The organism is Pigmentiphaga sp. NML030171, from assembly GCF_002188635.1.
Lineage (GTDB): Bacteria > Pseudomonadota > Gammaproteobacteria > Burkholderiales > Burkholderiaceae_B > Pigmentiphaga > Pigmentiphaga daeguensis.
This window is the reverse complement of the sequence record NZ_NINX01000035.1, coordinates 255,427-267,653: the sequence shown is the minus strand read 5'-3', so window position 1 is coordinate 267,653 and position 12,227 is coordinate 255,427. Positions and strand designations below refer to the sequence as shown.

Annotated in this window: 11 protein-coding genes; 7 read left to right on the top strand and 4 right to left on the bottom strand. The window is 67.5% G+C overall.

The annotated features are described in order from the left end of the window. Positions 1–10: 10 nt before the first annotated feature. On the bottom strand, positions 11–1,021 hold the full coding sequence (locus CDO46_RS15965) for a S1C family serine protease (RefSeq protein ID WP_087839451.1): 1,011 nt from the start codon (positions 1,019–1,021) through the stop codon (positions 11–13). Between the two features lie 237 nt (positions 1,022–1,258). Here CDO46_RS15965 and CDO46_RS15960 point away from each other — a divergent pair, with 237 nt between their 5' ends. Both CDO46_RS15960 and CDO46_RS15955 read left to right on the top strand, forming a co-directional pair. Further along, positions 1,259–2,329, top strand: coding sequence for a VWA domain-containing protein (locus CDO46_RS15960; RefSeq protein ID WP_087839450.1), 1,071 nt, complete (start codon positions 1,259–1,261; stop codon positions 2,327–2,329). Positions 2,330–2,403: 74 nt separating this feature from the next. Continuing rightward, the gene (locus tag CDO46_RS15955) at positions 2,404–3,786 is read left to right on the top strand and encodes a UDP-glucose/GDP-mannose dehydrogenase family protein (RefSeq protein ID WP_087839449.1); all 1,383 of its coding nucleotides are present in this window, start codon (positions 2,404–2,406) and stop codon (positions 3,784–3,786) included. Here CDO46_RS15955 and CDO46_RS15950 read toward each other — a convergent pair. Continuing rightward, positions 3,777–4,739: a LysR family transcriptional regulator gene (locus CDO46_RS15950; protein WP_087839448.1), complete on the bottom strand. Its 963-nt coding sequence runs from the start codon at positions 4,737–4,739 to the stop codon at positions 3,777–3,779. The two genes, CDO46_RS15955 and CDO46_RS15950, sit on opposite strands and share 10 nt — an antisense overlap. Before the next feature lie 114 nt (positions 4,740–4,853). On the opposite strand from CDO46_RS15950, the gene CDO46_RS15945 reads away from it, so the two are divergent. Then, entirely contained in the window at positions 4,854–5,495 is a 642-nt protein-coding gene (locus CDO46_RS15945; RefSeq protein WP_087839447.1) for a DsbA family protein, read from the top strand. Positions 5,496–5,498: 3 nt separating this feature from the next. Here CDO46_RS15945 and CDO46_RS15940 read toward each other — a convergent pair whose 3' ends face one another. Continuing rightward, positions 5,499–7,355: a S9 family peptidase gene (locus CDO46_RS15940; RefSeq protein WP_243724563.1), complete on the bottom strand. Its 1,857-nt coding sequence runs from the start codon at positions 7,353–7,355 to the stop codon at positions 5,499–5,501. A 176-nt stretch (positions 7,356–7,531) separates the two neighbouring features. Between CDO46_RS15940 and CDO46_RS15935 the strand changes: the two genes are divergently transcribed. From CDO46_RS15935 to CDO46_RS15920, 4 genes are all read left to right on the top strand, one after another. Beyond that, positions 7,532–8,224, top strand: a complete 693-nt coding sequence (locus CDO46_RS15935; RefSeq protein WP_087839445.1) for a phospholipid-binding protein MlaC — start codon at positions 7,532–7,534, stop codon at positions 8,222–8,224. A gap of 196 nt (positions 8,225–8,420) precedes the next feature. After that, complete coding sequence (gene gmk, locus CDO46_RS15930) at positions 8,421–9,062, top strand: guanylate kinase (protein WP_087839444.1); 642 nt, start codon at positions 8,421–8,423, stop codon at positions 9,060–9,062. A 35-nt stretch (positions 9,063–9,097) separates the two neighbouring features. Continuing rightward, positions 9,098–9,301, top strand: coding sequence for a DNA-directed RNA polymerase subunit omega (gene rpoZ / locus CDO46_RS15925; protein ID WP_087839443.1), 204 nt, complete (start codon positions 9,098–9,100; stop codon positions 9,299–9,301). Between the two features lie 213 nt (positions 9,302–9,514). Next, complete coding sequence (locus CDO46_RS15920; RefSeq protein ID WP_243724562.1) at positions 9,515–11,653, top strand: bifunctional (p)ppGpp synthetase/guanosine-3',5'-bis(diphosphate) 3'-pyrophosphohydrolase; 2,139 nt, start codon at positions 9,515–9,517, stop codon at positions 11,651–11,653. Between the two features lie 8 nt (positions 11,654–11,661). On the opposite strand, the gene greB is transcribed toward CDO46_RS15920, so the two are convergent. Further along, entirely contained in the window at positions 11,662–12,225 is a 564-nt protein-coding gene (greB, locus tag CDO46_RS15915; RefSeq protein ID WP_087839441.1) for a transcription elongation factor GreB, read from the bottom strand. Between the last annotated feature and the right edge of the window lie 2 nt (positions 12,226–12,227).

Below are 12,227 nucleotides of genomic sequence, written 5' to 3'. Positions count from 1 at the left end.
TCGTGGAGAGTCAGAAGGGGGGCATGCCGACCGCGCTGCCGGCGCTTTCTATCGTGGTGGCGAAGCCGATGCCGACGAAGGTCCCGGCGTTGGTCGGGTTGAGGATGGCGGTGACGATGCCGACCACCTCGCCGTTCATGTTGACCAGCGGTCCGCCGGAGTTGCCCGGGTTGGCCGCCGCATCGAACTGGATCAGCCGCGTCAGGACGTGCCGCCCCTCGGCCGAGACGAATTCGCGGTTCAGGCCCGAGACCACGCCGGACGACACCGACGGCCCGATGCCGAACGGAAAGCCCACCGCCACGACCTCGTCTCCCGGCGCGAGATCCAGGCTGGACCCCAGCGTGGCGGCGGGCAGGTCGTCGGGCACGGACTTGGCGCGGATGACGGCCAGGTCCTTGTCCGGCTGGATGGCGACCACGTCGGCATCGGCCTCGTAGCCGTCGAAGAAGGTGACCTTCAGGCGCCTGGAACCCGAGATGACGTGGAAGTTGGTCAGGATCACGCCGCTGTCGACGATGACCACGCCCGAACCGATGCTGCCTTCATGCCTGGGTGCGTTGCCTTCCTCGTTCCTGGCCGTCTGCCTGTCCTTGCCCCTGGACTTGCCGCCCGCCTTGGGCTTGGCGCCCGGAGGCGCGGCCGGCTTGGCCTTCTTCGCGCCGCCGTCCTGCGCTTCTTCCTCGTCGCCGTAACCGCGTATCTGCACCACCGACTGGCGCACGGCCTCGGCCGCCTTGGCCGGACGCGAGGGCAGGGTCTTGTTCTGCAGGGTGTGCAGGACCGCGGAATCGATGTCGTCCTGGGTCAGCTGCCTTTGTTTAGGTTGCAACAAAACGAAAACCAGGCCGCCCGCAACGACGAGCAAGGCCAGGCCGAAGAAAGCGGTGCGGTGCCTGGCCGTCCAGTTCCGGAGCCGGCCCGGCCATCCCGGCCGGCGCGCCTGATCGGCCTCGGCCTTCGGCGCGGCATCGACCGAAGGGGGCCTGGCGGTCCTGCTGTATAGGGCAACCCGTTTCATCACTACCGTCCAGCTTGGCGTTCTTCACGGAATGCGGTCCCGCGTCCGGGCGCGCCCGAATTCCCTTGGGGTATTCAAGGCTGACAGCCCGGACCGCCCCCGGTTCAATCGAACGAGGGCCCGGCCAAAATAAGGTAACACTTAAACGACGGCCATGGGCGGATACCTTTACCGCCGCAAGGGTTCATGGGCATACTAAAGACAACGTTGCACACTCCCGCGCGCCAAGGAGCACTCATGCGGTTTCTCTGGCCCGATCTTCTCTGGCTGCAGCTCCTCGTTCCCCTGCTCGTAGCCCTCTACCTGTACGCGCTGGCCCGCCGCAAGAAGGCGGCCATCCGGTATGCCAGCCTGAGCCTGGCCAAGGCCGCCATCGGTCCCGGCCAGCGGCTGCGGCGCCACATCCCGCCGCTGCTGTTCCTGCTGGCGATGTCGGCGGCGCTGCTGGCGTGCGCGCGTCCCACCGCGACCGTCACCCTGCCCTCGGACACCCTCACCGTCGTCCTGGCGGTGGATGTCTCGCGCAGCATGCAGGCCGCCGACATCGCCCCCAACCGTCTGGTGGCGGCGCAGATGGCGGCCAAGCGCTTCATCTCCGAGCTGCCGTCCAACGTGCGGCTGGGCATCGTCTCGTTCGCCGGTACCGCCGCGGTCGTGCAGACGCCCACGGACAACCGGCAGGACATGATCGAAGCCATCGATCGTTTCCAGCTGCAGCGCGCCACCGCCACCGGAAGCGGGCTGATCCTGGCCCTGTCCATGCTGTTCCCCGACGACGGCATCGACCTGGAATCGGTCATCTTCGAAACCCCGTCCGTCCGCGCCGGGCGCCGCGCCGTACCGCTCGACCAGGCGGCCGCCGCCGAGGCGGCCAAGAAAAAACAGAAGACCTTGCAACCGGTGCTGCCGGGCTCGTACACCTCGGGCACCATCATCCTGCTCAGCGACGGCCGGCGCACCACCGGCCCCGACCCGCTGGACGCCGCGCGCATGGCCGCCGAACGGGGGGTGCGCGTCTACACCGTGGGTTTCGGCACCCAGCAGGGCGCGCCCATCGGCGACGAGGGCTGGTCGTTCTTCGCAAGACTGGACGAACCCACGCTGCGCACGGTCGCGCAGATGACGGGAGGCGAGTATTTCCTGGCCAGCTCCGAGGCCGACCTGAGTTCGGTATACCGCAATCTCAACGCCAAGTTCTCGATGGAACGCAAGGAAACCGAACTCAGCGCCCTGCTGAGCGCGGCGGCGGTCGTCCTGCTGACCCTGGCCTGCGTGCTGTCCATGCTCTGGTTCCAGCGCAGCCGCTAGCGCACCGTTCCGTTGCGCCGCCGTGACAGGCCTTTGTCAGCAGATTGCAATGCGCGCCCGATATAAATCGGGACATGAATCTCGCGATCATAGGGGCCGGCTACGTCGGCCTGGTTACCGGTGCGTGCCTGGCCGACGTGGGCAACCGCGTCGTCTGCGTCGAACGCAATACCGAGCGCCTGCGCGTGCTGCGCGGCGGGGGCATCCCCTTCTTCGAACCCGGGCTGGCCGAGATGGCCGCGCACAACGCGCAGGCAGGACGCCTGGCCTTCACCGATGACCTGCCCTCGGCACTGAGCGATGCCGAGATCGTCTTCATCGCGGTCGGCACGCCGGCGGACGAGGACGGCTCGGCGGACCTGGGCCACGTGCTCGAGGCCAGCGCGGCCCTGGGCCGGGCGATCCCGCGCGACATGGTCGTCGTCGTGAAATCGACCGTGCCCGTCGGCACCTGCCACCGCGTGCAGGCACTGATCGAGGAAACCCTGCGCGAGCGCGGCGCCCCGTGGCGCGTCTCGGTCGCCTCGAACCCGGAGTTCCTGAAGGAAGGCAGCGCGGTCGACGACTTCCAACGTCCCGACCGGATCGTGATCGGCACCGAGGACGCCCGCGCGCTGCGGCTGATGGCGGCTCTGTACGCCCCCTACAACCGCAATCGCGACCGGCTGATCCACACCGACGTGCGCTCGGCCGAATTCACGAAATACGCGTCCAACGTCATGCTGGCCACGCGCATCTCGCTGATGAACGAGTTGGCCAGGATCGCCGAGAAAGTCGGCGCGGACATCGAGGCGGTGCGCCACGGCGCCGGCGCCGATCCCCGCATCGGCCACCACTTCCTGTACGCAGGCGTGGGCTACGGCGGATCGTGCTTTCCGAAAGACATCCAGGCGCTGGCCCGGCTGGCGGCCGACCATGGCGAATCGACGCCGTTGCTGGACAGCGTGCAGCGGGTGAACGAGGAACAGAAGCGCGTCATGGCGGCGAAGATACGCCGGCACCTGGGCCCGTCGCTGCACGGCCGCTGCGTCGCGCTGTGGGGCCTGGCCTTCAAGCCCAATACCGATGACATACGCGAGGCGCCCAGCCTCGCGCTGGTGCGCGAGCTGCTGGCCGACGGCGCGACCGTGCGCGCGTACGATCCGGTCGCCGCCGACAACGCGCGCCGCGCGATCGACCACCCCGGCCTGGTCATCGTCCCCAACGCGCTGGCGGCCTGCGAAGGCGCCGACGTGCTGACCGTGGTGACCGAATGGCGCGAGTTCAAGTCGCCCGATTTCCGCGGGCTGGCGGGCCGGCTCAAGTCCCGCGCGATCTTCGACGGCCGCAACCTGTACGACCCCGAATACGTGGAAAGCTGCGGGCTGGCCTACTACGGCATAGGACGCGGCGCCCGTCCCGCCCGCCCGGGGCGGGAGGACGCGGACACGCCCGCGGTCACGACCGGCTACTGGTGACGGCTTGCGCCGCGCCGGCCGCGCGCGGCCTGCGCGGCCAGGATGTCCTGCAGTTCGGCGTCCCAGGCCGGCGGATCCGAAAAGCGCTGCGCCAGGAAATCGAGCAGCGTGCGCAACGTGGGCGGCATGTGCTTGCGCGAGGTGTAGACGCCGTACAGGGTCATGTCGCGCGGCGGCGCATCGGGCAGCAGCACCCGCAGGCGTTCCGCGCGCACCAGCCCGCCCACCGCATAGGTCGGCAGCATCGCGATGCCGGCCCCGCACACGGCCGCCTCGACCAGCGTGGTCGCTTCGTTGGAGCTGATGTTCCCGCCCACCGCGACGGACACCGGCGCGCCGGCGCGAACGAAGTGCCACAGGCTCTTGCCGGTGTACGAATGGGTCAGGCAATTGTGCAGGCCGAGTTCCTCCAGCCTGCCCGGCGTGCCGTGGTGGCTCAGGTAGTCGGGCGAGGCGCACAGCACCGAGCGGCATGCCGTCAGCCGGCGCGCGATCAGGTTGGGATCGAGGTCGTTGGTGACGCGCAGCGCGAGGTCGATGCGTTCGTCGACCAGGTTGACGGTGCGGTCCGCCATGACCATGTCCACGGCCACGTCGGGGTATTGGCGGGTGTAGTCGACGATGGCCGGCGCCAGGTGGGCCTGCCCGAAGGACGTGCTCGCCGTCACGCGCAGCACGCCGCGCGGCGCGCTGTCCGGGCTGGACACGGCGGCGCGCATGTCCCCTTCCAGTTCCAGCATCTGGCGGCAGCGGGCCAGCACCTCGGCGCCGGGCGGCGTCAGGCTCAGCCTGCGCGTGGTCCGGTGCAGCAGCCGGGCCCCCACCCATTCCTCCAGTTCGGCCAGATAGCGCGAGACGGCCGGCCGGGACAATTCCAGCGCCTCGGCCGCCGCGGACTGGCTGCCCCGGTCGACTACTTCGACGAATACGCGCATCGCGCTGAGTCTGTCCATACCTGACCGGTTCCGGCAACAAATAATTCTTGATTCTACGGTTTTTACTATCGTTTTTTGTAATTATCCTGGCACCTGGCGAAAATCCGGACGCATGCGTCCCCCAAGCCCATCATGGAAACGACCAGGCTTCACTACATCTACGATCCCTTCTGCGGCTGGTGCTATGCCTCGGCCCCCTTGATGGCCGCGGCCCGCCACCTGCTGCCCGTGACCGCGCACGGCGGCGGCATGATGGCCGGCAGCAACCGACAGCCCGTGACCGACCGCCTGCGCAACTACGTCATGCCGCACGACCGGCGCATCGCGGCCATGACCGGCCAGCCTTTCGGCCAGGCCTATTTCGATGGCCTGCTGCGCGACCACGATGCGGTGTTCGATTCCGAACCGCCCATCACCGCCATCCTGGCTGCACTCGACGCGGGCGGCGAAGGACGCGACCTGGACCTGCTGGCCCGGCTGCAACGCGCCCATTACGTGGAAGGCCGGCGCATCGCCGACGCCGGGGTGCTGACCGAGATGGCGGCCGACATCGGCCTGGATCGGCCGGCCTTCGAAGCCGCCTATGCGGCGCGCAAAGGCCAGCCGACACGCGACCACATCGCCGAAAGCCGCGCCCTGCTTGCCCACGCCGGCGGCCAGGGCTTCCCGACCTTCGCGCTGGAACGCAATGGCCGCTACCGGCTGCTGGATACCGGCCGCTACCTTGGCCGCGTCGACGAATGGCGCGCGGCGCTGGCCGGGCTGATCGACTAGGGCCTACAGGTATTTGGCCAGGAACGCTTCCATCGCGGCGTAGAACTCGAACTGGTTCTCCTCGTTGTGGAAGCCGTGCCCTTCGTTGTCCTTGACCATGTATTCGACTTCCACGCCACGCGCGCGCAACGCGGCCACGATCTGGTCGCTCTCGTCCTTGTTGACGCGCGGGTCCTTCGCCCCCTGCGCCACGAACAGCGGCGCCTTGATGCGGTCGACGAAGAACACCGGCGACGCCGCGTGCAGCATGTCCTTGTCCCGCTCGGGATCGCCCACCATCTCGTGCATGGAATCCAGGAAAGGCTTCCAGTACGGCGGAATGGTATTCATGAACGTGAAGAGGTTCGAGACTCCCACGTAGTCCACGGCCGCCGCGTACAGGTCCGGCGTGAAGGCGATGCCCGCCAGCGTCGCGTAGCCGCCGTAGCTGCCGCCGTAGATGGCGATGCGCCCGGGGTCGGCGATGCCTTCGCGCTTGAGCCATTCGACGCCGTCGGTGATGTCGTCCTGCATGGCCCGGCCCCACTGCCTGAACGAGGCCTCCCAGAACTTGCGCCCGTAGCCGGTCGAGCCCCGGAAATTCATCTGCAGTACGGCATAGCCGCGGTTGGCCAGGAACTGGACTTCGGGGTTGTAGCCCCAGGTATCGCGCGCCCACGGCCCGCCATGGGGATGGATGACGACCGGCAGGTTGCGCGGCGTCACGCCCACCGGCAGCGTCAGATAGCCGTCGATCTTCAAGCCATCGCGGGCGGTATAGCGCACGGGCTTCATCGGCGCCATGTCGCGTTCCAGCAGCCACGGCTGGATCTCGCCCAGCTTGGTCAGCTTGCGCGAGGCGGCGTCGTACAGGTAGCGCGCTCCCTGGGTGCGGTCGTTGTAGGCCGCCACGACGAAACGTGTCTCGTCGCGCGTCTCGCTCTGCAGCGCGACCTCGTAGCCGCGCAGTTGGCTTTCCAGGTCGGCGTAGATCTCGGCGGTGGCCGGATCAAGCACCTGGCGCTGGGCCTTCCAGGTCACATAGCCGATCTCGGTCAGGACCTTGCGCCGGTGCGAGTAGGCCAGCCCCGAGACGTCGACCTCGGGATGCTCGAATATCAGCGCGCCTTCGCGCGCGGTGTGCGGATCGAATTCGAACAGCGCGGCCTTGTCCCGGCCGCGGTTGGAGCTGACGTAGATGCGCTTGTTGTCGAACGTGAAGAATAGCGGCGCGACGCTTTCCTTGAAATCCGTGGTCAGGATGGGGCGGAACTCCTCGGCCTCGGTATCGCGATAGAGCAAGGTATTGTTGACCCCGTCCGTGGCCACCGCCAGCCTCAGCCGGCCATCGTGGTCCGTGGCCCAGCCGGTGATGTTGCCGGGGTTCTGCGCGATCAGCTCTTCCTTCCCGGTGGCCACCTCGACGCGGAACACGTCGAACACCTGGGGGTCCCGCCGGTTGTGCGACAGCAGCACGTGCGCGTCGTCGTCGATCAGGTCGTCCACCACGTCGGCCCGCACGCCGTCGTAGGGGGTGAGGTCGGTCGGTTCGGACGCGCCGTCCAGCGGCACCGACAACAGGTGGAAGTTCTCGTCGCCGCCGAAATCCTTGACGTACAGGATATGGGCCGGCCCCTTCCAGAGGAACCCGCCCACGTCCCGCTCGGCTTCCCCGGTCAGCGCCCGCGCCGGGCCGGTGGGGACGCCCTGCTCGTCCAGCGCCTGCACGTGGACGTTCTGGCGGCCCTGGGCAGGCGCCAGGAAGGCCAAGTGCCGGCCGTCGGGCGAGATGCGATAGCTGGAACGTTCCGGTTTGCGGAAGAAATCGCGCACGTCGTAGCGCTTGACGAGCCGTATGGCGGAAGTGGAGGTCGAGGTCATGGCGCGGTCCGCGGGGAAAGGAAGGAAAGGATCGGAAAACATAGCACAGCGACACGGCGCCATCCGCCGCCCCCGGCCTTCGCAGCATTCTGTTTCAGTCGTCCGGAACACCGGACGTGATATACCCTCCAATACATACCGACGGCCTCCGGCCGCCGTCCGTCCAGGGAGATTCCATGCTCGACTCGCGCCCCGCCCCCCAAGCCCTCGCCCCGATCCGCCACCGCCTGGCCTGGCTCGCCTGCTGGGCCACCGCGCTGGCCCTCGCCTTCTTCGCCGCCGGCCAGGCCCGCGCGCAGGCGCCCGACCCGCAGGACCCGCCCAACGTGATCATCCAGAAGGCTGCCAACAACGTGCTGGACCGCATCCGCAAGGACCAGGAGCTGAAATCCGGCTCGCCCGAGAAGATCAACCAGGCGATCGACGAACTGATCCTGCCCTACGTGGACTTCGAGAAGACCACCCGGCTGGCGGTGGGCCGCTATTGGCGCCAGGCCACGCCCGAGCAGCGCAGCTCGCTCGTGAAGGAATTCCGCAACATGCTGGTGCGCACCTACGGCGGGTCGGTCTCCGCCATCACCCCGCAGGCCCGCGTCGACATGCGCCCCTTCCGCGCCGAGCCCAACGCCACCGACGTCGTCGTGCGCACCACGGTCACCGACGGACAGCGCGACCCCATCCCGGTCGACTACCGGCTGGAGAAAAGCGCCCAGGGCTGGAAGATCTACGACCTGAACGTCATGGGCGTCTGGTTCATCCAGAACTATCGCGACCAGTTCGCCTCCATCGGCTCGCAGGGCGGCGTGGACGCCATCATCAAGGCGCTGCAGACCAACAACCAGAAGATGAGTACCCCCCCTACGCGCTAACGCGCGCCCCCCCAGGGGGGCGGCACTGGCGGACCGGCGGAGCCGGATCCGCTGTGCCCTGGATCAAAACAACCGAGACACCCTGAAGACCCAGGATGCGGTGGATCCGGCTCCGCCGGTCCACCCGCATCGCCCCCTGGGGGGCGCCCGTAGGGGCGTAGGGGGTATAATGTCCCTTTGTATTCCGCAGCGATTCATGCCTCCACGCGCCGGTAACGTCTTCATGGTCGTCGCGCCCAGCGGCGCCGGCAAGTCCAGCCTGGTCAACGCCCTGCTCAAGGCCAGACCCGAAATCCGCTTGTCCATTTCCTGCACTACCCGCCCGCCCCGGCCGGGCGAGACCGACGGCAAGGAATACCACTTCGTCAACGTGCCCGCCTTCGAGAAGATGCAGCGCGACGACGACCTGCTCGAATGGGCCGAGGTACACGGGAATTTCTACGGCACGCCGCGCAGCTGGATCGAGCGCCAGACCGAGGCGGGCAACGACGTCCTGCTGGAAATCGACTGGCAGGGAGCCCGCCAGGTGCGCGCCAAGTTCCCCGAAGCCATAGGCATCTTCATTCTTCCACCGTCCATCGAAGCCCTGGAAACGCGGCTGCACGAACGCGGCCAGGACGAGCCCCACGTGATCGCGCGGCGGCTGCTGGCGGCGGGGGGCGAGTTCGCGCATGCCCCCGAATTCGAATATGTTATTATTAATCAAGACTTTAGCGCAGCCTTGGCCGACATGACGACGATCGTTACCGCCGCCAGGCTGCGTTTTCGTTCTCAGGCAGCCCGGCATGCCAGCCTGTTTTCGCAACTGGGCATTCCGCAAACTTCCGCACCGCTTTGATTCGCGTCCAGTACGCACAGCTTTCAGGGACCCTCATGGCACGTATCACCGTAGAAGACTGCTTGAAGCAAATTCCGAACCGGTTCAAACTGACCCTCGTGGCGACCTATCGCGCCCGGCAATTGGCCCAGGGCCACGCCCCCAAGCTCGATAGCAAGGACAAGCCGACCGTGACCGCGCTGCGAGAGGTCGCTTCCGGGGTGACCGGAGTGGAAATGCTGAAAAAGGTCCCCACCTGATTGACAAGACCATGATGGTCTTGCCGCCGGCACGTATGCCGGCGATGCCCGGAGCGGCCCGGTCCTCCCGGGGACGCTCCTCCTGAGGCGACCATGGGATTTCCAGTCTCTTCCTCGCGTCCCGGAAGCAATTCCGGGACACCGACAGCAGTTGCTGCCGCCGCCGGCGCACAGGCGCTTGCCTCAGCCGGTCCGGCGCCGGCCCCCGCCGGCGTGTCGTTCGCCCCGCTGGCCGAAACCATTTCGCAGTACCTGAGCCCGGAAGACGTCCGCCGGGTGCGCGAAGCCTACCGTTTCTCCGACGAAGCGCACCTGGGCCAGTTCCGCGCCAGTGGCGAGCCCTACATCTCGCACCCCATCGCCGTCACCGAAATCTGCGCCGCCTGGAAGCTGGATGCGGCGGCGCTGATGGCCGCCCTGCTCCACGACGTCATGGAAGACCAGGGGGTCACCAAGCAGGAGCTGATCGAACGCTTCGGCACCGAGGTCGCCGACCTGGTCGACGGACTGTCCAAGCTGGACCGGCTGGAGTTCGCCAGCAAGGCCGAGCAGCAGGCCGAGAGCTTCCGCAAGATGCTGCTGGCCATGGCGCGCGACGTACGCGTCATCCTGATCAAGCTGGCCGACCGGCTGCACAACATGCGCACGCTGGGCGCCGTCAGCCACGAGAAACGCCGCCGCGTGGCGCGCGAAACGCTGGAGATCTATTCGCCCATCGCCCACCGCCTGGGGCTGAACATCATCTACCGCGAACTGCAGGAACTCTGCTTCGAGGCGATGTATCACCACCGCTACATGGTGCTGCGCAAGGCGGTGCTGGCCGCGCGCGGCAACCGCCGCGAACTGGTGGGCAAGATCCAGGAAGCCGTGCGCGCGGCGCTGCCCGCCGCCGGTATCGAGGCCGAGGTCAACGGCCGCGAGAAGAACCTGTACGGCATCTACACCAAGATGCTGGAGCAGAAGAAATCGTTCTCGGAAGTGCTGGACATCTACGGCTTTCGCATCGTGGTCAATTCGCAGCCCGAGTGCTATCTGGCGCTGGGCACGCTGCACCAGCTGTTCCGGCCGGTGCCGGGCAAGTTCAAGGACTACATCGCCATTCCCAAGGTCAACGGCTACCAGTCGCTGCACACGACGCTGGTGGGCCCCTACGGGACGCCGGTCGAGTTCCAGATCCGCACGCGCGACATGAACCAGGTGGCCGAGAGCGGCGTGGCGGCGCACTGGCTGTACAAGACCTCCGACGTCGACCTGAACGACCTGCAAAAGCGCACTCACCAGTGGCTGCAATCGCTGCTGGACATCCAGCGCCAGACCGGGGACAGCAGCGAGTTCCTCGAACACGTCAAGGTGGACCTCTTCCCCGATGCGGTCTACGTCTTCACGCCCCGCGGCAAGATCATTTCGCTGCCGCGCGGCGCCACGCCCATCGATTTCGCCTACAGCATCCACACCGACGTGGGCAACCAGACGGTGGCCGCCAAGGTCAACGGCGAGTTCGTGCCGCTGCGCACCGAGCTCAAGAGCGGCGATGCGGTCGAGATCGTCACCGCCGAGCATTCCCGCCCCAACGCCCAGTGGCTGAACTTCGTGCGCACCGGCAAGGCGCGCTCGGAAATCCGCCACTACCTGCGCACGGTCAAGTACGAGGAATCCGTCAGCTTCGGCGAACGTCTGCTGGGCCAGGCGCTGAAATCCATGAACATGCCGATGCCGGACAGCACCGACCCGATCTGGGACAAGCTGGCGCGCGGCAGCGGCGCGCGCTCGCGCGACGAGATCCTGGCCGACATCGGGCTGGGCAAACGGCTCGCTGCGGTGGTTGCGCGCCGCTTCATGCCCGAGGGCGATCCCATCTCGACCACCGCCGAGCAGGTGGAACGCTACACGGAACAGGGCACCGCCTCGCCCATACGCATCCAGGGCAACGAAGGCCTGGCCGTGCAGCTGGCGCCCTGCTGCACGCCCATCCCCGGGGATGCCATCGTCGCCTACGTGCGCCTGGGCCACGGCCTGGTGGTCCACACCGAAGACTGCCCCAATGCCCGGCGCCAGCGCGCCCGCGAACCGGAACGGTGGCTGGACGTCGCCTGGGACGACCAGACCTCGCGCCACTTCAACGTCCGCATCGATGTCGTGCTGCGCCAGGAGCGCGGAGTGCTGGGCCGCGTGGCGGCCGAGATCTCGGCCTCGGACGCCAACATCACCCACGTCTCCATGCAGGACGAGGCGTCGTCCACCGTGGCGGTGCACTTCACCATCCAGGTGGAAAGCCGGCAGCACCTGGCCCAGGTCATCCGCCACCTTCGGCGCGTGCCGCAGGTCCAGCGCATCATCCGCGTCAAGGGCTGACCGGCCCGCTACTGCGGCGCCGGATCGGGATAGCGCACTTCCAGGATTTCCAGTTCATCCACACCCGACGGCGTGCGCAGCACGACCGTGTCGCCTTCGCGCGCCTTGATCAGGGCGCGCGCCACGGGCGAGATCCAGCTGATCCGCCCTTGCAGCGGTTCGGCCTCGTCCACGCCCACGATGGTCACGGTGTGCTCCTCGCCGGCGCGGTCCATGTAGGTGACCGTGGCGCCGAAGAACACCTGGTCACGATTGGGCTGCGCGGAGGTGTCCACCACTTCGGCGATGTCCAGGCGGCGGGTCAGGAAGCGCATGCGGCGATCGATCTCGCGCAGGCGCTTCTTGCCGTACAGATAGTCCCCATTCTCGGATCGGTCGCCATTGGACGCGGCCCACGACACGATCTGGACCACGGACGGCCGCTCCACGTTCATCAGGTGGACCAGTTCCCCGCGCAGGCGCGCGTAGCCGTCGGGCGTCATGTAATTGCGTACCCCGGCCGGCAGGGCCAGGTGCTCGGGCAGGTCGTCGTCCTCCTGGCCCTCGGATTCTTTGACAAAAGCCTTGTTCATGG

Bases quoted from the DNA above. Each gene is read 5' to 3' on its own strand.
- CDO46_RS15965 (WP_087839451.1), bottom strand. From the start codon at position 1,021: ATGAAACGGGTTGCCCTATACAGCAGGACCGCCAGGCCCCCTTCGGTC.
- CDO46_RS15960 (WP_087839450.1), top strand. From the start codon at position 1,259: ATGCGGTTTCTCTGGCCCGATCTTCTCTGGCTGCAGCTCCTCGTTCCC.
- CDO46_RS15955 (WP_087839449.1), top strand. From the start codon at position 2,404: ATGAATCTCGCGATCATAGGGGCCGGCTACGTCGGCCTGGTTACCGGT.
- CDO46_RS15950 (WP_087839448.1), bottom strand. From the start codon at position 4,739: ATGGACAGACTCAGCGCGATGCGCGTATTCGTCGAAGTAGTCGACCGG.
- CDO46_RS15945 (WP_087839447.1), top strand. From the start codon at position 4,854: ATGGAAACGACCAGGCTTCACTACATCTACGATCCCTTCTGCGGCTGG.
- CDO46_RS15940 (WP_243724563.1), bottom strand. From the start codon at position 7,355: ATGACCTCGACCTCCACTTCCGCCATACGGCTCGTCAAGCGCTACGAC.
- CDO46_RS15935 (WP_087839445.1), top strand. From the start codon at position 7,532: ATGCTCGACTCGCGCCCCGCCCCCCAAGCCCTCGCCCCGATCCGCCAC.
- gmk (WP_087839444.1), top strand. From the start codon at position 8,421: ATGCCTCCACGCGCCGGTAACGTCTTCATGGTCGTCGCGCCCAGCGGC.
- rpoZ (WP_087839443.1), top strand. From the start codon at position 9,098: ATGGCACGTATCACCGTAGAAGACTGCTTGAAGCAAATTCCGAACCGG.
- greB (WP_087839441.1), bottom strand. From the start codon at position 12,225: ATGAACAAGGCTTTTGTCAAAGAATCCGAGGGCCAGGAGGACGACGAC.